At 56.7% G+C, this 19,268-nt stretch carries 20 protein-coding genes; 13 read left to right on the top strand and 7 right to left on the bottom strand.

Going from position 1 to position 19,268, the window contains the following annotated elements; translation table 11 throughout:
- The first annotated feature begins 44 nt into the window (after positions 1 to 44).
- The 8 genes from F6Y09_RS07200 to F6Y09_RS07235 all read left to right on the top strand — a co-directional run bounded on the left by F6Y09_RS07200 (position 45) and on the right by F6Y09_RS07235 (position 7,960).
- On the top strand, positions 45 to 1,694 hold the full coding sequence (locus F6Y09_RS07200) for an AMP-binding protein (protein WP_152206246.1): 1,650 nt from the start codon (positions 45 to 47) through the stop codon (positions 1,692 to 1,694).
- Complete coding sequence (locus tag F6Y09_RS07205) at positions 1,691 to 2,107, top strand: PaaI family thioesterase (protein WP_152206247.1); 417 nt, start codon at positions 1,691 to 1,693, stop codon at positions 2,105 to 2,107. Before F6Y09_RS07200 ends, F6Y09_RS07205 begins: the two co-directional genes overlap by 4 nt.
- Before the next feature lie 8 nt (positions 2,108 to 2,115).
- A complete protein-coding gene (locus F6Y09_RS07210; protein WP_152206248.1) occupies positions 2,116 to 2,904 on the top strand; it encodes an alpha/beta fold hydrolase in 789 nt (262 codons plus the stop codon).
- 208 nt (positions 2,905 to 3,112) lie between these two features.
- Entirely contained in the window at positions 3,113 to 3,886 is a 774-nt protein-coding gene (locus tag F6Y09_RS07215; RefSeq protein WP_152206249.1) for an ABC transporter ATP-binding protein, read from the top strand.
- Positions 3,883 to 4,605, top strand: a complete 723-nt coding sequence (locus F6Y09_RS07220) for an ABC transporter ATP-binding protein (RefSeq protein WP_152206250.1) — start codon at positions 3,883 to 3,885, stop codon at positions 4,603 to 4,605. The genes F6Y09_RS07215 and F6Y09_RS07220 overlap by 4 nt, the downstream gene beginning before the upstream one ends.
- A gap of 123 nt (positions 4,606 to 4,728) precedes the next feature.
- Positions 4,729 to 5,943: an ABC transporter substrate-binding protein gene (locus F6Y09_RS07225; protein WP_152206251.1), complete on the top strand. Its 1,215-nt coding sequence runs from the start codon at positions 4,729 to 4,731 to the stop codon at positions 5,941 to 5,943.
- A gap of 131 nt (positions 5,944 to 6,074) precedes the next feature.
- Positions 6,075 to 6,962, top strand: a complete 888-nt coding sequence (locus tag F6Y09_RS07230) for a branched-chain amino acid ABC transporter permease (protein WP_152206252.1) — start codon at positions 6,075 to 6,077, stop codon at positions 6,960 to 6,962.
- Between the two features lie 2 nt (positions 6,963 to 6,964).
- On the top strand, positions 6,965 to 7,960 hold the full coding sequence (locus F6Y09_RS07235) for a branched-chain amino acid ABC transporter permease (protein WP_152206253.1): 996 nt from the start codon (positions 6,965 to 6,967) through the stop codon (positions 7,958 to 7,960).
- Between the two features lie 49 nt (positions 7,961 to 8,009).
- On the opposite strand, the gene F6Y09_RS07240 is transcribed toward F6Y09_RS07235, so the two are convergent.
- Genes F6Y09_RS07240 through F6Y09_RS07260 form a run of 5 tightly spaced genes read right to left on the bottom strand, consistent with a single transcriptional unit; the run spans position 8,010 to position 13,102 of the window.
- Complete coding sequence (locus tag F6Y09_RS07240; RefSeq protein WP_152206254.1) at positions 8,010 to 8,543, bottom strand: MarR family winged helix-turn-helix transcriptional regulator; 534 nt, start codon at positions 8,541 to 8,543, stop codon at positions 8,010 to 8,012.
- Between the two features lie 35 nt (positions 8,544 to 8,578).
- Positions 8,579 to 9,718, bottom strand: coding sequence for a cyclohexanecarboxyl-CoA dehydrogenase (gene aliB, locus F6Y09_RS07245; protein WP_152206255.1), 1,140 nt, complete (start codon positions 9,716 to 9,718; stop codon positions 8,579 to 8,581).
- 39 nt (positions 9,719 to 9,757) lie between these two features.
- Positions 9,758 to 10,540, bottom strand: a complete 783-nt coding sequence (locus F6Y09_RS07250) for an enoyl-CoA hydratase-related protein (protein ID WP_152206256.1) — start codon at positions 10,538 to 10,540, stop codon at positions 9,758 to 9,760.
- A 55-nt stretch (positions 10,541 to 10,595) separates the two neighbouring features.
- Entirely contained in the window at positions 10,596 to 11,363 is a 768-nt protein-coding gene (locus F6Y09_RS07255; RefSeq protein ID WP_152206257.1) for an SDR family NAD(P)-dependent oxidoreductase, read from the bottom strand.
- 56 nt (positions 11,364 to 11,419) lie between these two features.
- Entirely contained in the window at positions 11,420 to 13,102 is a 1,683-nt protein-coding gene (locus F6Y09_RS07260) for an AMP-binding protein (protein ID WP_152206258.1), read from the bottom strand.
- Positions 13,103 to 13,433: 331 nt separating this feature from the next.
- On the opposite strand from F6Y09_RS07260, the gene efpL reads away from it, so the two are divergent.
- Positions 13,434 to 14,000, top strand: coding sequence for an elongation factor P-like protein EfpL (gene efpL / locus F6Y09_RS07265; RefSeq protein WP_152206259.1), 567 nt, complete (start codon positions 13,434 to 13,436; stop codon positions 13,998 to 14,000).
- Here the strand turns inward: efpL and ftsH are convergent.
- Positions 13,963 to 15,813 (bottom strand): ATP-dependent zinc metalloprotease FtsH, encoded by a 1,851-nt coding sequence (gene ftsH / locus F6Y09_RS07270; RefSeq protein ID WP_152206535.1) that lies wholly within the window; start codon positions 15,811 to 15,813, stop codon positions 13,963 to 13,965. The two genes, efpL and ftsH, sit on opposite strands and share 38 nt — an antisense overlap.
- A 247-nt stretch (positions 15,814 to 16,060) precedes the next feature.
- Between ftsH and F6Y09_RS07275 the strand changes: the two genes are divergently transcribed.
- On the top strand, positions 16,061 to 16,828 hold the full coding sequence (locus F6Y09_RS07275) for a glutaredoxin family protein (protein ID WP_218944116.1): 768 nt from the start codon (positions 16,061 to 16,063) through the stop codon (positions 16,826 to 16,828).
- A 67-nt stretch (positions 16,829 to 16,895) separates the two neighbouring features.
- Here F6Y09_RS07275 and F6Y09_RS07280 read toward each other — a convergent pair whose 3' ends face one another.
- Complete coding sequence (locus F6Y09_RS07280; protein WP_152206260.1) at positions 16,896 to 17,066, bottom strand: DUF2897 family protein; 171 nt, start codon at positions 17,064 to 17,066, stop codon at positions 16,896 to 16,898.
- An 84-nt stretch (positions 17,067 to 17,150) separates the two neighbouring features.
- Between F6Y09_RS07280 and F6Y09_RS07285 the strand changes: the two genes are divergently transcribed.
- The 3 genes from F6Y09_RS07285 to F6Y09_RS07295 are packed head-to-tail and all read left to right on the top strand — an operon-like array spanning position 17,151 to position 19,260.
- Positions 17,151 to 17,819: a DNA-3-methyladenine glycosylase I gene (locus F6Y09_RS07285; RefSeq protein ID WP_152206261.1), complete on the top strand. Its 669-nt coding sequence runs from the start codon at positions 17,151 to 17,153 to the stop codon at positions 17,817 to 17,819.
- A 36-nt stretch (positions 17,820 to 17,855) separates the two neighbouring features.
- On the top strand, positions 17,856 to 18,878 hold the full coding sequence (locus F6Y09_RS07290; protein ID WP_152206262.1) for a serine hydrolase domain-containing protein: 1,023 nt from the start codon (positions 17,856 to 17,858) through the stop codon (positions 18,876 to 18,878).
- Between the two features lie 43 nt (positions 18,879 to 18,921).
- Positions 18,922 to 19,260 carry a zinc ribbon domain-containing protein YjdM gene (locus F6Y09_RS07295; RefSeq protein WP_152206263.1) on the top strand — a complete coding sequence of 113 codons (339 nt, stop codon included), beginning with the start codon at positions 18,922 to 18,924 and terminating at the stop codon, positions 19,258 to 19,260.
- Positions 19,261 to 19,268 lie beyond the last annotated feature (8 nt).

Consider the following 19,268-nt stretch of genomic DNA (forward strand, 5'->3'; position numbering starts at 1 on the left):
CAATTCATCGACAACACACGTGATAACAACAACAGGAGCTGATGATGAAGCTGCCGGATTACGCATCTGTATACAAGAATTTTGACCCCGAACGGCTGGAAGCAGAAGTACTGGAAGGTCGCCTTGATACCGGCCTGAACGTTTGTAACGAGATCTGTGACAAATGGGCTAAGGACCCCCAGCGGGTGGCTCTGTTCTATGAGAAGGAAGGTGGTGGTTCCGGACAGCTGACCTTTGCCCAGCTGCAGGCTTCGTCTGCGCGTTTTGCCAACTACCTGAAGTCCCGGGGCATCGGCAAGGGCGACCGGGTTGCCGGTTTATTGCCCCGCAGCCCTGAGCTGTTGATTGTGATTGCCGGTGCGTTACGCGCTGGTGCCGTCTATCAGCCGCTGTTTACAGCCTTTGGGTCAGGTGCCATCGAGTATCGCTTCGAGCGCGCAGGTACCAAGCTTGTGGTGACGGATGCGGTCAACTATCCGAAACTCACGGACGTAAAAATCTGTCCTCCCATATTGTGTGTGGCCGCCGCCGACACCGGTTCCGATGTGACCGACTTCCATGCCACTCTGGAACAGCAGTCTGACCAGTTTGAACCGGTATCCATCAAAGGGAATGATCCGTTCCTGCAGATGTTTACCTCCGGCACTGTGGGCAAGTCCAAGGGTGTTGCGGTGCCTGCCAGGGCGCTGCTGTCCTATTACGTTTATATGAAGTACGCCATTGGCCTGCGTGAAGAGGATGCGTTCTGGAACGTGGCGGATCCGGGCTGGGCTTACGGTTTGTATTACGCGGTGGTGGGGCCGCTGCTGATGGGGCACGCTACCCATTTCAATCCGAAGCCGTTTACCCCGGAAACCACCTACGACATGATCCGCAAGTACAAAATCACCAATCTGGCGGCGGCGCCTACGGCTTATCGTCTCCTGAAAGCCAATGACGATATCCTGCCGGAAGGCGAAATACTTGGGCTCCGGGTTGCCAGCAGCGCGGGCGAGCCGCTCAATCCGGAAGTGACCAACTGGGTGACCCGGCGCCATCAGTGCCAGGTACTGGACCATTACGGCCAGACCGAAACCGGCATGACGTGCTGCAACTTTCACGAGCTGGAGCATGAAAAACGCGTGGGTTCCATGGGGTATTCCTCCCCAGGTCATCGTGTTGTAGCCCTCAACGAGCAGAATGAAGAGGTGGGTGCCAACGAAGTCGGCCAGCTGGCGATCGACGTGAAAGCCTCACCGTTATTCTGCTTCGATGGCTATACCTGGGGCGAGAAGGACCCGTTCGTGGCCGGTTATTACCTTACCGGTGATATGGCGATAGCTCACGGTGATGGCAGCTTCTCGTTCAGCGGACGTGACGATGACATCATCACCACAGCTGGCTATCGGGTTGGCCCGGCGGATGTCGAGAGCACGCTGCTTGAGCATTCCGCTGTTGCCGAATCCGGTGTGGTGGCCAAGCCGGACGAGAAACGCGGCTCCATCATCAAGGCTTATGTGGTCATCCGTGCCGGGCATGAGCCCGAGGACGAAGAGGCTCTCAAAACCGAACTTCAGGAGCTGGTCAGACGGCGCCTCTCCACTCACGCTTACCCACGTGAAATTGAGTTTGTGGACGAACTGCCAAAAACCCCCAGCGGCAAAATCCAGCGGTTTATCCTGCGTAACCAGGCCAAAGAAGAAGTCAGCCAATGAGGATAACGGCTGGGCAACTGGAAGAATTTCTGGCTGAACATTTCCCCCAGGGTGCCCGCTACGGAACCTTGGAGCGACTGGGGGATGGCTGGGCAGATATGAAGCTGGAGGTCGGGGACGAGCATCTGCGACCGGGTGGAACCGTTTCTGGCCCGGCGCTGATGGGGCTGGCAGATGTTGCGCTTTATGCCGCCTTGCTGACCCGGATCGGGCTGGTGCCGCTGGCGGTCACCACGAATCTGAATATCAACTTTCTGCGCAAGCCGGTGGCCAATTGTCCGGTCATTGCCAGCGCCCGTATGTTGAGGGTCGGCAAGGCCATGGGTGTCGGAGAGGTCTACTTGCGCTCGGAAGGCAACGACGCTCCGGTGGCCCACGCCACCATCAGTTATGCCATCCCTGCCGAGCGATAAGGTCAGCTATGCAAACACTCGATTTTCCGGTTGACCTGGAAGACGGCGTCACGCTGCAGGTGCGCCACATAAAGCATGCTGCCGAGGACGGTCCTGCAATTGTGTTGCTGCATGAGGCGCTGGGTACCATTGCCTTGTGGCGGACATTCCCGGCCCGGTTGGCGGAGGCCACAGGTCGGGATGTGTTGGTCTATGAGCGCCGAGGTTATGGCCGGTCATCTCCCGAACCGTTGCCGCGCCCGCTGGATTACCTGGAACAGGAAGGCGAGGTATGGTTGCCCCGGTTGCTGCAGGCGCTGGGTCTGAAGGATGTCATTTTGCTGGGCCATAGCGATGGTGGCTCAATTGCACTGGTTACCGCCGGAGCGGTTCCGGACCAGGTGAGCGGGTTGGCCACCATGGCCGCTCACGTCACGGTGGATCCGTTGACGCTCCATGGCATCCGGGCTATGGGAGAGCGTTATCGCACCACCGATCTGGGCGAGCGACTAGCGCGCCACCACGGTGAGCGTGGCAGGCTGCTGTTTGATGCCTGGCAGGAAACCTGGGTCAAAGAGGCTTTCCGGCAGGCCATGAACTTTCAGCCCTGGTTGTCGCAGGTCCGTTGTCCGGCGCTGATCATGCAAGGCGAGAACGACGAGTATGGTCTGCCGCAGCAGGTCACCGATATCGTCAACGCCATTGGCCCCCATGCTTCACCGGTGTTTATTCCGGACGCCGGGCACTTTCCGCATTTTGAGCAACCAGAACGGGTATTGGCCCTGATAAGCGAATTTGTTGACTCAATTGCTCGTTAAATCCGGGCGCAGTGACTATACAGACTAGGGAAGGAATGTTGGTATTCGGGGCACTTACAATGTCTTAGCCGGCCTTCTGCCTGGACATACCAAAGTCTATAAGAGCAAAGTATAGTGGCTCTTCAGATCGGTTTACGTTTACGTTGACGTTAATTAGAGATGTGATATAGTTTTCCCACAAAACAAAAACAAGAGGTTGCACGCTGACATGAGTGACCAATTTGTTCTGGAAACCCAGGGTCTGGTAAAAGAATTCAAAGGCTTCGTGGCGGTCGACGACGTTAACCTCAAGGTTAAACGCGGCCACATCCACGCCTTGATCGGCCCGAACGGTGCAGGCAAGACCACCGTATTTAACCTGCTGACCAAGTTTCTTCCGCCTACCCGCGGAAAGATTTTCTTCAATGGCAAAGACATCACCCCGATGAAATCCGCCGCGATTGCCCGCCTGGGTGTGGTGCGATCATTCCAGATTTCCGCTGTATTTCCTCACATGACGGCTCTTGAGAACGTCCGCATTGCCTTGCAGAGCTTCGAAGGCAGCAGCTTTCATTTCTGGAAATCCGGCGGCAGCCTTGACCGGCTCAACGAGCGTTGCATGGAATTACTGGATTCGGTGGGCCTGATGGAGTTTGCTGACACGGTCACCGTCGAGCTTGCCTATGGGCGCAAGCGTGCTCTGGAGTTGGCGACGACGCTGGCCATGGAACCTCAGCTGCTGTTACTGGATGAGCCGACCCAGGGTATGGGGGGTGAGGACGTTGACCGTGTGGTCGAGCTGGTACGCAAAGCAGCGGAAGGCAGAACCGTGTTGATGGTCGAACATAACCTGGGCGTGGTGAGCAAACTGTGTGATCGCATTACTGTGCTGTCCCAGGGTGCGGTATTGACGGAAGGTGATTACCAGTCGGTCTCCGACGATCCCCGCGTCCGTGAGGTCTATATGGGTACCGAATCGACCTCCACGGAGGTAGCCGGATGAGTAACAAGGTCGACAAAGAGTACGAACAGCTTGCTATCTCCGGGTTACATGCTTTTTACGGCGAATCCCACATCCTGCATGGCATTAACATTGTTGTTCGCAGAGGCGAACTGGTCACCTTGCTTGGCCGTAACGGCGCCGGTCGCAGTACCACTCTTAAGGCTATTATGAATATGGTGGGTCGGCGGACCGGCTCCATCATGATCAACGGCAATGACACCATGTCCTGTGCACCCCATCAGATTGCGCGCCTGGGCGTGGGATACTGCCCCGAGCACCGTGGCATCTTTGCCAGTCTGAATGTGCAGGAGAATCTGACCTTACCGCCGGTGGTTCGCAGTGGCGGGATGGGACTGGAAGAAATCTACAGCATGTTTCCGAACCTGTATGAGCGTCGTTTCAGTCAGGGCAGCAAACTGTCCGGCGGCGAGCAGCAAATGCTGGCAATGGCGAGAATCCTGCGGACCGGCGCCAACATGCTGTTGCTGGACGAAATCACCGAAGGCCTCGCCCCGGTCATCGTGCAGAAACTGGCCGAGGTATTGCTGAAGTTAAAGGAAAAGGGGCTGACCATTGTACTGGTTGAGCAGAACTTCCACTTTGCTGCGCCCCTGGCGGACCGTCACTACGTGATGGAGCATGGCCAGATTGTTGAAGAAATCAGCGCCGATGAGCTTGAATCCAAGCAGTCGCTGCTAAATGACTATCTTGGCGTCTGACGCCTGGTAGGCAGAGAACGGAACCGGTTGGGTAACGTACTCCACAGGAGGCGGGACGAAGTGCCAACTGGCTCCGAGCCATAAGAAGATAACGAAAACAAAGACATTAATGGAGATACAACAATGACAATTATGAAAAAGCTCCTGACGTCGGCCATCGCCTCAACCTTGCTGGTCGGTGGTGCGCAGGCAGCCATTTCGGACAATACGGTTAAAATCGGCTACCTGGCAGACATGTCGGGGACCTACCGGGACCTGGCTGGCCCCAACGGTGAAGTTGCGCTGAAAATGGCGATCGAAGATTTTGGCGGCACCGTCAACGGTGCCAAGATCGAGGTATTGAGCTCGGATGATCGCAACAGCCCTGACGTGGCTTCGAGCACGGTTCGCCGCTGGTTAGAGAATGACCAGGTCGATCTGGTGGCTGGTCTGGTGGCGTCTTCCGTGTCTATCGCGGTGACCAATATCCTCAAAGAAAATGACCGGCTGGGCATCATCTCCGGTTCTGCAGCCTCCAGTATTACCAACGAGCACTGCAGCCCCAATCACATTCACTACGTCTATGACACCTATCCCTTGGCGAACGGTACCGCGAGTGCGGTGGTGAAAGAGGGTGGTGATGAATGGTTTATCCTGACCGCTGATTACGCTTTTGGTCACGCTCTGGAAGCTGACGTAACCCGCGTGGTGGAAGAAAACGGCGGTAAAGTACTGCAGGCAGTTCGCCACCCGTTCCCGACCTCTGATTTCTCCTCGTTCATTCTGCAGGCCCAGTCTTCCGGTGCCAACGTGGTGGCTCTGGCGAACGCCGGCGCCGATACCACCAACGCCATCACCACCGCTGGCGAATTCGGTCTGACTCAGTCGGGCCAGACCCTGGCGGCACTGCTGTTGTTCCTGACGGACGTCCATGCCCTGGGAGTCGAGAGTGCGCAGGGTATCCAGCTCACCACTGGCTGGTACTGGGATATGAACGAGGAAGCCCGGGCTTGGTCTGACCGCTTCTACGAGAAGACCAACGTGCGTCCAACCATGGTTCACGCCGGTGTTTACTCCAGCACCATGCAGTACCTGAATGCGGTCAAGGCCACCGGCTCCGACGATGCGCAAACGGTTCGCAAGCAGATGATGGATACACCCATCAACGATATGTTTGCCAAGAACGGCATCATTCGTGAAGACGGCCGCATGGTTCATGATATGTACCTTGCACAGGTCAAAACCCCGGAAGAGTCCACCGGTGAGTGGGATCTGTACAACATCGTCCGGACCATTCCTGCTGATGAAGCGTATCGCCCGCTATCTGAAAGCAAGTGCTCCCTTGTAACCAAGAAATAATGTACTGACCGGAATTGCCGCCCTCTCCTGGTTAACCATCGCAAGGAGTGGCCCGAGGAAAAGGGCGGCAGTAATCATGTTTAAATTCGCTGACCGGTTGTGACAGCTGCGTTGCTTTTGGAGTTCTCGACATGACCATGATTTTGGGAGTGCCAGTCGCTGTACTGTTTGGACAGCTACTGCTAGGGGTGATTAACGGTGCCTTTTATGCGCTGCTAAGCCTGGGTCTGGCCGTTATATTCGGTCTGCTGAAAATTATAAATTTCGCCCACGGCGCCCTCTACATGCTCGGCGCCCTGGTTACTGTTGTGATGTTCGACGCGTTTGGTGTCAACTACTGGGTGTCGCTGTTTGTTGCACCGCTGCTGGTCGGCTGCTTCGGCGTCCTGATTGAATACTTCCTGTTGCGTCGGATAGCCCATGAAGATCATATCTACAGCTTGCTGCTGACCTTTGGTGTCGCGCTGTTGATTCAAGGGATTCTGACCAATATCTACGGTGTTTCCGGATTGCGTTACTCCATGCCGGATGTGTTCTCCGGTGGCGTCAATCTCGGCTTTATGTTCCTGCCTTATTACCGGGCCTGGGTCATTGTGGTGGCACTCCTGGTGTGTTTCGGCACCTGGTTCATGATTGAAAAAACCAAGCTGGGCTCCTACCTCCGGGCAGGTACTGAGGACTCTCAACTAATGCAGGGTTTTGGCATCAATGTGCCACTGCTGGTAAGCCTGACTTATGGCTTTGGGGTCATGCTGGCAGCGTTTGCCGGAGTGCTGGCAGCGCCCATTTACTCGGTCTCACCGGTGATGGGCGGTAATCTTTTGATTGTCGTTTTTGCGGTGGTGGTCATCGGCGGTATGGGCTCGATAGCAGGAGCGGTCATTACCGGGCTGCTGATGGGCGTTATCGAGGGGCTTACCAAAGTATTCTATCCGGAGGGCTCAGCTGCCGTGATTTTCCTTGTGATGGTAGTTGTATTATTGATTCGCCCATCGGGCCTGTTTGGTAAGGAGGCGTAATGATGGCGGAATCTGCGAACGCATCAGAGATCAGGGCCAGTATTGTCCAGCAGCGAAAGGCGGATGATCGCAAGAAGCTGATGGTAAATCTGGTGCTGCTGGCCCTATTGTTGGTTGCACCGGCGGTACTTTACCCCGTTTTCCTGATGAAAATTCTGTGTTTTGCCCTGTTTGCGGTAGCGTTTAACCTGCTGCTCGGCTTCACGGGGCTGTTATCATTCGGGCACGCGGCGTTTCTGGCCACTGGCGGTTACACCACCGGGTATCTGCTCTCGACCTACGCCAATGTCACCACGGAAATGGGCATCATCGCGGGAACTGCCGCGGCTACGCTGTTGGGGCTGTTCTTCGGCCTTGTGACCATTCGCCGCCAGGGCATCTATTTCGCGATGATCACGCTAGCGCTGGCGCAGCTGGTGTTCTTTTTCCTGGTTCAGGCACCGTTCACCGGTGGTGAAGACGGGATGCACGGGGTGCCCAGGGGTTACCTGTTCGGCCTGATCGACCTTCAGAACAACACCGCGATGTATTACTTCGTGCTGGCGATCTTCCTGTTCGGCTATATCCTGGTTCAGCGTATCGTAACCTCACCCTACGGCCAGATACTGAAAGCGATCAAGCAGAACGAACCGCGGGCGGTGTCACTGGGTTACAACGTTAATCAATACAAACTGATCGCATTCGTGATCTCGGCCGGACTGGCGGGCCTTGCGGGGTCGGTAAAAACAGTGGTGTTCCAGCTGGCGTCACTGAACGACGCTCACTGGCATATGTCTGGTGAGGTGATCCTGATGACGCTGATCGGCGGCACCGGTACCTTGCTGGGACCAGTCGTGGGTGCCGCGTTCGTGGTGAACCTTGAGTATCAATTGTCCCAGGGAGCGTTGGCGGACTGGGTAGACGCGATTCTGGGCGGTATCTTCATTCTGACGGTGTTGGCGTTCCGGTCGGGTATCGTGGGAGAGATCCAGAAATTCTTGAAGAAAAATCTGCACTGATACCGTAAGCCGGGTTTTATCCATCTGATCAGGGGGCGCCTCCCACTGATCAGATGGTTGCTTTCATTGCTTTCGTCTTCTCCATTTCTTCTGTTTCTTTCGCTCCTTCCTTCACTGTTGCGCGCGTTTCCCGATCCAGGGAAATGTTCGACATGTCCGATTGCAGCTTTTTCAGCAGGTGCAACAGACTGACCCCGTCATCAAAGCTCGTGCCTTCCAGTGCCTGTCGGTAGAACTCACAGATCGTATCCTGCAAACCATCCCAGAAATCCCGGCCCTTGTCTGTCAACTTGACCAGTCGTGCTCTGCGGTCGTCCGGGTGGGGCAGCCTGACCACATGCTGGTCGCGCTCCATGCGCTTGAGCACGCCATCCAGATTCTGCCGGCTGACGTAAAGGTACTCGGTCAGCTGGTTAAAGGAGGTGCCTTCCTCAAACCCTTCCCGGGAGAGTGCACCCAACACGGCCCACTGCACGGCGCTGATGCCCATTTCGTTCTGCACTTGCCGTTGCAGGATGTTGCCGGTCTGGAACAGGCGGAAGAACAGCCGGTTCGGTATGCCACCGGATTCATTAACTATCATGTGTGCTCCTTGTGGACCCTCAGACAACCGGGGCGTCACTTGGGTAGATACTCTCTGGTGATGATATTTTTCATGATCTGGGCGGTGCCGTCCCCGATCTGCAGCCCCAGTACATCCCGCAGACGCTGGGCAAAGGGCAGATCCTCCCCCCAGCCGGTATGGCCGTGGGCAAGTAAGCATTGCTTGACCACATCGAACGCCAGCTTCGGCCCCCACCATTTGTTCATCGCCGCCTCGGCGTTATGGGGTAATTTGCTGTCTTTCAACCACAAAGCGTAAAAACACTGCAATCTGGCCGCCTGTACGTAAGTCTGGAGTTCCGCCAACGGGTGGGTGAGGCCCTGAAAGGCAGACAGGTGCTGGCCAAAAGCCTGTCGCTCTGTCAGCCATTGCCAGGTTTCATCCAGGGATTGCTGGGCCACCGCTAAACACTGCAGGCCAATCAGCGCCCGACTGTAATCAAAGCCCTGCATCACCTGCTTGAAGCCCTTGCCCTCGGCCCCCATCATGTTGCCGGCGGGCACCTCGACGTTATCGAAAAAGATAGAACCGCGGCCAATGGCGCGCTGGCCGCTATCCTCAAATCGGGTGGTGGTAATGCCGGGCAGGTCCATCGGTACCAGGAAGGCACTGATACCCGATGCGCGCTGCTCTACCGTGCCGGTACGGGCAAACACTACCGCGACATCGGCCTGGTCCGCCATGGAAATGGAGGTTTTCTCGCCGTTCAGCACAAACACATCGCCTTTACGCTCGGCTTTCAGGCGCAGGTTGGCCGCATCGGAACCGCCGTGTGGTTCGGTGAGGGCAATGCAGGGGATCTTCCGCCCCGCGATGATGTCGGGCAGCCAGGCGTGTGCCAGCTCAGGTGAGGCATGGCTGGCAATGATCTGCCCGTTCAGGGAGACCAGCAGCGGGATATAGCCGACGTTGAAATCGCCCCGGGAAATTTCTTCCACGATCAGGCCGCTGGTAATGCAATCCAGCCCGCTGCCGCCGAATTCTTCCGGCAGTTCGCCACCCAGCACACCCATCTCGCCCAATTGACGGATCAGGGAGCGTTCTATCACCCCCGCCTGGTCCCGCTTGCGATAGCCCGGCGCCAGTACGTCGGCACTGAACCGGGCAATGCTTTCGCGGATCGCATCCTGTTCTTCAGTGAATGCAAAGTTCATGGCTGTGTCCTCGGTTCTTTCCTGTTCACTTGAAACAGGCTACTTGTAGTACTTCCGGAACTCGGGTTTGCGCTTTTCCTTGAAGGCACGCACGCCTTCTTTGGATTCCTCGGTGTCGTAATACAGGCTCAGGGCCTGCATGCCGAGGGCGCCGATGCCCGCGATGTTATCGCTGTCGGCATTGAACGAGCGCTTGGCAATGGACAGTGCCGTCGGGCTTTTTTCCAGGATTTCATCGCACCACTTCTGCACTTCGGCATCGAGTTGGTCGGGAGGCACCACGGCGTTACACAGACCCCAGTCCATGGCCTGCTGCGCGCTGTATTTTCGGCACAGGTACCAGATTTCCCGTGCCCGCTTCTCGCCCAGAACACGAGCCATATAGGCGGTACCGAAACCCGGGTCCACCGATCCGACCTTGGGGCCAACCTGGCCGAACACGGCATTCTCGGAGGCGATGGTGAGGTCGCACAGCAACGCCAGTACATGGCCGCCGCCAATGGCAAAACCCTGAACCCGGGCAATGACCGGTTTGGGCACCTCACGGATCAGACGCTGGAGTTCTTCCACTGGCAGCCCGATCAGGCCGCGGCCGTCGTACTGGCCTTCATGGGCGCCCTGGTCACCGCCGGTGCAGAAGGCCTTGTCGCCAGCGCCGGTGAATACAATAACGCCGATGTCCTTGTTCCAGCCCGCGCGGTTGAAAGCATCGAGCAAATCCATGCAGGTCTGGCCCCGAAAGGCGTTATAGCGATCCGGACGGTTGATAGTGATGGTGGCAACGCCGTTGTTCTCGTCGTACAGGATATCTTCGTAGTTCATGATGTTTTCTCCGTGTTTCAGTAACAGGCCATCTGGCCTGTGTGGATGGATCGGGTTACCCCGCCATGGTCAGACCGCCGGACACACTGATGACCTGTCCGGTAATGAAATTGGCATCGTCACTGGCCAGCATGGCAATAATGCCGGGATAGTCTTCCGGCTGAGCGAGACGCCGCATGGGAATGGCGTTGCGAAAAGCTTCCAGGAGTTTTTCCGGGTTGTTCGAGGTGGCCGCGACACCTTTAAGCAGCGCCGTATCCGTCGGGCCAGGGCAGACCACATTCAGGCAGACATTCTTGCTGGCCAGTTCCCGGGCCATGGTTTTGCTGAACCCCACCAGTCCGGCCTTGCACGCCGCGTAGACAGCTTCTCCGGAAGAGCCGACCCGGGCGGCATCGGAGGCAATGTTCACAACCTTGCCACCGCCGGCCTCAACCATTTTAGGCAACACTAAGTGGTGCATGTTGAGGGCGCCGGTGAGATTGATCGCAATCAGTTGCTCCCACATGGCCGGTTCGGTCTTCAGGAACGGCATGAAGCGGTCAAAGCCTGCGTTGTTGACCAGGATGGTGGGTACGCCGAGGTCGTTCTCGATCGCGGCAAGAGTACGTTCAATGGCTGCGTAATCGGTGATGTCAGTGGTGTAGCCAGTCGCTTTGCCGCCTGCCTCCCTGATCAGCTCTACGGTTGTTAGCGCGGCGCTTTGATCCCGGTCGAGTACGGCAACCAGGCAACCTTCTTCTGCGAACCGCAGACAGACAGCGCGACCGATGCCGCCCCCGCCGCCGGTGATAATCGCTGTTTTTCCGTTCAGGCCTTTCATAATATCTGTCCTATGTTCAGTGATGGTTATGGGTGGATCCGAAACCTAAGCGGGCGCTACCGGGATTTTGCCGGCTCCAGCTGTACAGCCCTGGCCTGTTCCCGCAGCTTGAATTTCTGGATCTTGCCGGAGGGCGTGCGTGGCATGGCTTCGATCACCTCCAGGTATTCCGGCAGGTAGCTTTTTGAAAGCTGGTGTTTCAACAGGTACGTCTTGAGGTCTTCCAGATTAATACTGGGCGCACTGTCATCGAGAGTGTCATCAAGAGTGATGTACGCACAGAGCCGCTCACCGAGGCGCTCATCAGGGCAACCGACGAGGGCGACATCGGCGACGCCGGGGTATTTGTAGAGCAGGTTTTCCACCTCCACCACAGGGATATTCTCGCCGCCGCGAATCACCACATCCTTGGTGCGGCCGGTGATGCGGATATAGCCGTCGGCGTCCATCCGGGCCAGATCGCCGGTGGCAAACCAGCCGTCTTCATCCACGCCATAGAGTTCAGGACGTTTGAGGTAACCCACGAACAGGCTGGCGCCCCGCACCCAAAGGTTGCCTTCCTCACCCAGACCAAGGGTTTTACCGTTGAAGTCGGTAATCCGGACATCCATAAACGGCACTGCCTTGCCGTCAGACTGGCTGGCGCGCTCTGGCGGATCTTCCGGACAGGTCATGGTGACGGCGCCGTTTTCGGTCATACCCCAGGCGGATATAATCCGGGCCTTCAGAACGTTGGCCGCTTGTTCCACCAGGGCGCCTGGAATCGGTGCGCCTGCGGAAACGAAGATCTTCAGGCAATTCAGATCATCGCCGTATTTCGGGGCTACCTTGATCAGGTCGGCAAGAAACGGCGTCGCGGCCATGGTGAAGCTTGGCTTTTCGGCAGTGATCACTTTGGCCAGATAATCCGCATCCCATATATCCTGCAGGATGGCTGTGCTGCCGAGATAGATCGGCATCATCACGCCATAGAGAAAGCCGGTCTGATGGGCCAGGGGAGAAGCCATTAACACATTATCGTCCGCGCTCAGATGCAGGCGTTCCGCATAGGGGCGCACATTGGCGAACAGGGTATTGGAGGTGTGCAGGACGCCCTTGGGCTCTCCGGTGGTGCCGGAAGTGTAGAGAATCTGGATCACGTCATCGGCGGTGGGGCAGCGTTCCTTGAACAGCGCGCTGGTGTCCTGTTCCTGCTCCCACGGATGGTCCAGCAGAGCGCTTTCAAAACTGCGGTTGGTGCTGTTGTCGCCGCCAATCACCAGCACCTGCTCCAGTTTCGGCAGGTCCGGTTTCAGGCCGTTGACCATTGTTTCGTAATCAAAATTGCGAAAGAGCTTGGGGATCACCAGCAACCTGCTCTCCGCATGCCCCAGCATGAAGCGCAGCTCCCGCTCCCTGAAGATCGGCATCAACGGGTTGAGCACGGCGCCAATCCGCATGCAGGCCAGATGCAGGGCTGTGGTTTGCCACCAGTTTGGCAGCTGGCAGGACACCACCTCGCCCTTGCCCACCCCCATTGCCGCCAGCCCGGCTGCCATCCGCGTCACCTTCTCATTGAGCTCCCGGTAAGTCAGGGCGGTGCGGCTATCGCTGGTTACCTGATAGCCGACAATGGCTGTGCGTTCGGGAGTGGAAGCCAATGCGCGGTCAAGGTAGTCGGTAAGGATGGTGTCGTCCCACGCGCCCGACCTGATCATGGCGGCGCGACGCTCGGGTTGCGGAGTGATGCCTGTATCCATCTGAGTCACCTTTGTGTTTGAGCGGACTTTTATTGTTGGCCTGGCCGGACAGAAACCTGGTCAGACGGTATGACCCAACATACGCCTTCATAAAATTATATGTCAAGATGTTGTCCTATAAATTTGTTACCTGTCTTCTGTTTTTGTTGAAGGGTAGTTTTCGTGGGGTAATTCTATTGGGTCTCCCGTGACGCCTGAGAATTAAACGGAAACATGTTGATTTAAAACGGCACGAACGAAATACTTACTGCAAGTCGGTATCGCTTGTCTGGCGCCGTCGTGGTATATCAGCAGGTTTGTTGTCCCACATTCATTTCTGGAATCTGAAGTCATGCCAAAAGCGAGTGAAATCAAGAAGAATTCGGCAGTCGAGTATGATGGCAAAGTCTGGTTCGTCAGGGATATTGAGCGGTCTGTGCCCCAGGGGCGTGCCGGTGGCAGTCTCTATCGCATGCGAATGTACGATGTGGTCACCAATCAGAAGAAAGACGAAACCTTCAAAGATTCGGACATGCTGAATCTGGCGGATCTGATCCGGCGGCCCGTAACATTTTCCTACGCGGATGGGAATGAATGTGTCTTCATGGATAGCGAAGACTACACGCCATACAGCCTGAACCGGGAGGCCATCGCAGACGAACTGCTGTTCGTGAGTGAAGATACCCAGGGGCTGCAGGTCATTCTTGTGAGTGATGCGCCGGTGGCACTGGATTTGCCACCCACGGTTGATCTGGAAATTCTGGAAACCGACCCGTCAGTCAAGGGAGGTTCAGCAACCGCCAGAACAAAACCGGCCAAGCTTTCAACGGGGCTGGTGATTCAGGTTCCTGAGCACATCTCCACCGGGGACCGCATCCGGGTCAACGTGGATGAACGTCGGTTTCTGGGTCGTGCCTGAGCTCGAGGGGCGCAGGTTTTCCGATCAGGGCCGGGAACTGCTCCGGCGTGACGGTTTCGTTGTCTAGCAGCATGCGAGCGCCTTGCTCAAGCACGTCGTGTCGCTGTTCCAGCAGGCTACGCGCTTGCTGGTAGGCATCATCTATCAGCTGTTTGATCGACAGATCAATCTTCTCGGCGGTTTTCTCGGAGTAATCGCGGGTCAGGCTCATGTCCGGCGTGTCCCCCAGAAAGCGCGATTGTTGTCGCTCAAACACTGCCTGACCCAGTTCTTCGCACATACCAAAGCGGGTGACGATCTGGCGTGCAATGTCGGTTACCCGCGCAAGATCATCGGCAGCACCGGTAGAGATTTCGTTAAATACCAAATCCTCCGCAGCTCGGCCGGCCAGCAGAACCACAAGACGGTTTTTCAGCTCCTGGGTGGTAATCAGGTAGCGATCTTCGGTTGGCCGCTGCAGGGTATAACCCAGGGCGCCGATTGAGCGGGGGATGATGGACACCTTGTGTACCGGGTCCATGCCGGGCAGGGCCGCCGCAACCAGGGCATGGCCCATTTCATGATAGGCCACGACTTCCCTTTCATGGGGTTGCAGAAGCCGGCCATGCCGTTCGGAGCCTCCCACAATCCGTTCGATGGCCTCGGTAATATCGTCCATGCTAACGCTATCGGCATTGCGCCTTGTGGCTACAATAGCAGCCTCGTTGATCAGGTTGGCAAGGTCAGCACCGGTAAAACCTGTGGTCAGGCCGGCGATCTTGTCCGGTTCTATGTCGGTATCACAGACAACCCGTTTCAGATGAACCTGTACGATTGCCGCCCGTCCAGCCCGGTCCGGTCGGTCGATAACCACCTGTCGATCAAATCGACCGGCCCGCATCAAAGCCGGGTCCAGTACTTCAGGGCGGTTGGTGGCGGCCAGCAAAACCACGCCCTCGCGTGGATCAAACCCGTCAAGTTCAGCCAGCAGCTGGTTCAAGGTCTGCTCCTTTTCATCATTGCCACCGAAGTGGCCGACGCCGCGCATCTTGCCCAGGGCATCCAGTTCATCGATAAATATAATGCAGGGTGCGGCTTCGCGGGCTTGCACAAACAGATCCCGTACTCGCGCGGCGCCAACGCCAACAAACATCTCAACGAACTCTGAGCCGGAAATCGAAAAGAACGGCACCCCAGCCTCACCCGCGACGGCCTTGGCGACCAGGGTTTTACCGGTACCCGGCGGGCCGACCAGCAGGATGCCCTTGGGAATACGGGCGCCAAGGCGGCCGTAGCGGGGCTGGTCCTTGAGAAAAGAGACGATTTCCTGCAACTCTGCCTTGGCTTCATCGATACCTGCCACATCCTCAAAGGTCACTCCGGTATCACGCTCGACATAAATCCGAGCTCGCGACTTGCCGATATTGACCATACCGCCGAGGCCCTGACGGTTGGCAATGTTGCGGAACATGAGCATCCAGAAACCAATGATCAGCAGCAGTGGCAACAGCCAGGACAGCAGATTGCTCAACCAGGTACTGCTTGGTCGGTTGCGGAACACCGCCTCATGGCGAGTGAGTAGCTCCGCCAGATCGGTATCAACCCGCTGAGTAACAAAGCGCGTGTGAGCGCCCTCGGGTGAGACGAAACGACCCTGAATATCATGTTGCCCGATGACCAGGTCGGTCACCTCCCGCTGCTCAAGACGCTCAAGGAACTCGCTGTACGGCAGCGTGGTGGTCTCCTGCTGAGTGCGCCACCAGCCTTGAAACAGCATCAGCAGGGCGAAGGCAATGACGAAGTAACCGAGATTCCATTGATGGGTCTTGTGCAGTGCCATAAGTACCTCAGACTTGGGGTATAGCGCGATTAAAACGCGAAACGTCCTGCTGCGGCTTGATCGGTATCAATGCATTGGTATCCAAAAAGGGGGTCAACGTTGAATCAACGCCGCTTTTCAGGTCGGGCCTGATCGGAAAAGGCTTTTGCACGGGGCTTTCAGCCTGGAGCGGACCTTTGTTAGAGTTATTTTACTCCGCGATAAAGTTGGTACGCGTTGATCAACCGAACGGGAGAACTGTATGACTCAGGTAAGCGCAGGTGGTAAAGACAAGTCCGCTCAACTTTACCGGATGGTTATGGAAGATCACCTTTGCCCTTTTGGTCTCAAAAGCAAGGATCTGCTGGAGCGCAAAGGGTTCGAGGTAGAGGATCATCATCTGACTTCTCGTGAGGAGACAGATGCCTTTCAAGAGAAACACGGAGTTGATACGACCCCCCAGACGTTCATCGGTGAGAAGCGTGTGGGTGGCTACGAGGAACTGCGGGAATACCTGGGCCTTGAGACACCGGACGAAGATGAAACCAGCTACCAGCCGGTTATCATGCTTTTTGCCACAGCACTTCTGTTGGGCCTGGCGGTGAGCTGGGCGACCACCGGCACCTTGCTCACCGCGAGAATGCCGGAATATTTCGTGGCCATTGCCATGACGCTGCTGGGTTTGCAGAAGCTCAAGGATGTCGAGAGCTTCAGCACCATGTTCCTCAACTACGATCTGCTGGCCCAGCGTCATGTGCGTTATGGCTATGTCTATCCCTACGCTGAGACCCTCGCCGGTATATTGATGGTGGCAGGTGCCCTGGTGTGGCTGGCGGCGCCTGTTGCGTTATTCATCGGCACGGTGGGTGCTGTCTCGGTATTCAAGGCGGTCTACATCGACAAGCGTGAACTCAGATGTGCCTGTGTCGGCGGAGACAGCAACGTGCCGTTGGGGTTCGTTTCCCTTACCGAAAACCTCATCATGGTGGCAATGGGAATCTGGATGCCGTTGCGGATGTATCTGCTTTGAGCAGGGAAGGGGCTTTCGAGTCCTGCTCTTTGCATCAAGCCGGTTTCACTGACACACCACTTTGGTTTTACCGATCTTCCTCTTCTGCCTTTTCCTTGGCTTCAAGTTCCGCTTTCCGCTTGCGGATTTTTTTCAGCTTTTCCGGTGGGATCCGCATACTGCTGTCCCGGAGCATGAACAGGCTGCCAAGGACCAAAGCCAAGGCAAGAAGAATGAATACCCATCCAATGACTGGCATTTGTGAGGCTCCCTTATCAGACTGGTTTCCTTTATCGTGGACCTAACGGACCCAGGTCTCAACCGGATTCCAGGATAGCAACCTATGTCGTTTGCCAGAATTTATGAGTATGCCGTTGCCCGTAAGGGCGGGGAAGCGGAGCTGCGTGGGCTTCTGCCTCCTGTGGCAGAGCCCGGAGCGCTGGAAGCCAGGGGTGATGATCGTTATCTGTCCGAGGTAACCCGCTGCGTGTTCAAGGCGGGCTTTGTCTGGCGGGTGATTGAGGCCAAGTGGCCGGGTTTTGAGGCGGCGTTCGATGGTTTTGTGCCTGTTTACTGGCAGCAAGTGCCGGTAGAAGTGCTGGAAGACCTGGCGCGGGACGCGCGCATTGTGCGAAACATGCAAAAGATCCGCACCGTACCTGATAATGCCCGGATGATCGTAGATGCCTCACGGGAACATGGTAGTTTTGGCGCTTTTCTGAGCAACTGGCCCTCGGAAGATCAGGTTGGCCTGCTGCTGTGGTTCAAGCGCCATGGTGCCCGGCTGGGAGGGGCGACCGCCCAGTATTTCCTGCGCCGGGTCGGCTATGATGGTTTTATTCTGTCATCGGATGTGGTCACGGCTTTACGCCGGGAAGAGGTTTTGGACGCCTCGCCCGGCAGCAAGAAAGCACTGATGCAGGCGCAGGCAGCGTTTACCGGCTGGCATCAGGAAACCGGGTTGCCCTACAGCCATCTTTCCCGGATTTTGTCTTACACGGTAGGGGATTGATTATGGTTCAAGTGTGAGAACCCCAAGGAGTATTTTATGGCAAAGGTCTGCAAGTATTTTTTGGCGCTGTTCCTGGTTGCATTGCTCGCAGCCGCACCCGGTTACGCCAAGAACGTTCAAGCCCCGCTGGATAAGTTGGGTTTACCGGAGCTGGCAGAGCGGCCGGCATACCTTGAGCGGCTGCATGCCCTGCTCGTTGCGGTGGACGGCGAGCCGGTTATAGCTCAGGTCTACGAGGGCCCGGGCATGAATACCCCGGTCAACATCAAATCCCTCTCCAAGACGGTGTTGTCGGCAGTGGCCGGTATTGCGATCGAGAAAGGTGTGCTGACCAGTGACGATCAGCGGCTGGCTGAATTGCTGTCGATTCCGGCGGGTCTCGATGAGAGGGTGAATGACATTACCGTGGGCCATTTGCTCTCCATGCAGGCAGGTCTGGGGCGGACGTCCGGGCGACATTATGGCGCCTGGGTCAGTAGCAAAAACTGGGTAGACTACGCCCTGCGCCAACCGTTCGCGGATATACCCGGTGGTGACATGCTCTACTCAACCGGTAGTTATCATCTGCTGGGTGCTGCATTGGTTGAGGTAACTGACCAGAATCTGTTGGCTCTTACCCAACAGTGGCTTGGGCAACCACTTGAGGCGGAAATACCGCCGTGGCCGAGGGATCCTCAGGGTATCCACTTGGGCGGTAACGACATGCGGATGGCCCCCTCAGCACTGCTGGCTCTGGGTGAGCTTTACCGCAATGGCGGGGTTCATAATGGGCAGCGGGTGCTGTCCCAAGCCTGGATCAAAAACGCCTGGACCCCCCGGGGCAAATCCCGTTACACCAAGGATGATTACGGTTACGGCTGGTTCATTACCGAGCTGGGCGGTTACCGGAGCTACTACGGGCGCGGTTACGGTGGCCAGATGCTGTACGTGATTCCGGAACTGGCAATGACCGTTGTGATGACGGCAAACCCGTCCCCGCCGGCTTCGCCCTCATTTATGCGCAGCCAGAATCGGTTGATGGAGTCGGTATTGATTCCAGCGGTGGAAGCGAACCGCTGATCAGGGCTACCATTGGAGCCCCTAATGCTACAGGAAACAACCCATGTCTCTGCTGCCGCCATGCCCCCAGTGCCAGTCTGCATACACCTACGAAGACGGCGTCCAGCTTGTGTGCCCCGAATGTGGCCATGAGTGGACCGAGGCGGAAACGGCTGCAGCCCGGGCCGACAAGTTGATCCATGACGCCAACGGCAACGAGCTCCAGGACGGAGATACGGTGACGGTGATCAAAGACCTGAAGTTAAAAGGCACCAGTTCCGTGGTAAAGGTGGGCACCAAGGTCAAGAACATCCGCCTGGTGGGAGGCGACCACGATATCGATTGTAAGGTGGATGGTATCGGTGCGCTCAAGCTGAAATCGGAATTTGTCAAAAAGGTCTGATTGGCGGA

Source organism: Marinobacter changyiensis, assembly GCF_009193265.1.
Taxonomy (GTDB): domain Bacteria; phylum Pseudomonadota; class Gammaproteobacteria; order Pseudomonadales; family Oleiphilaceae; genus Marinobacter; species Marinobacter changyiensis.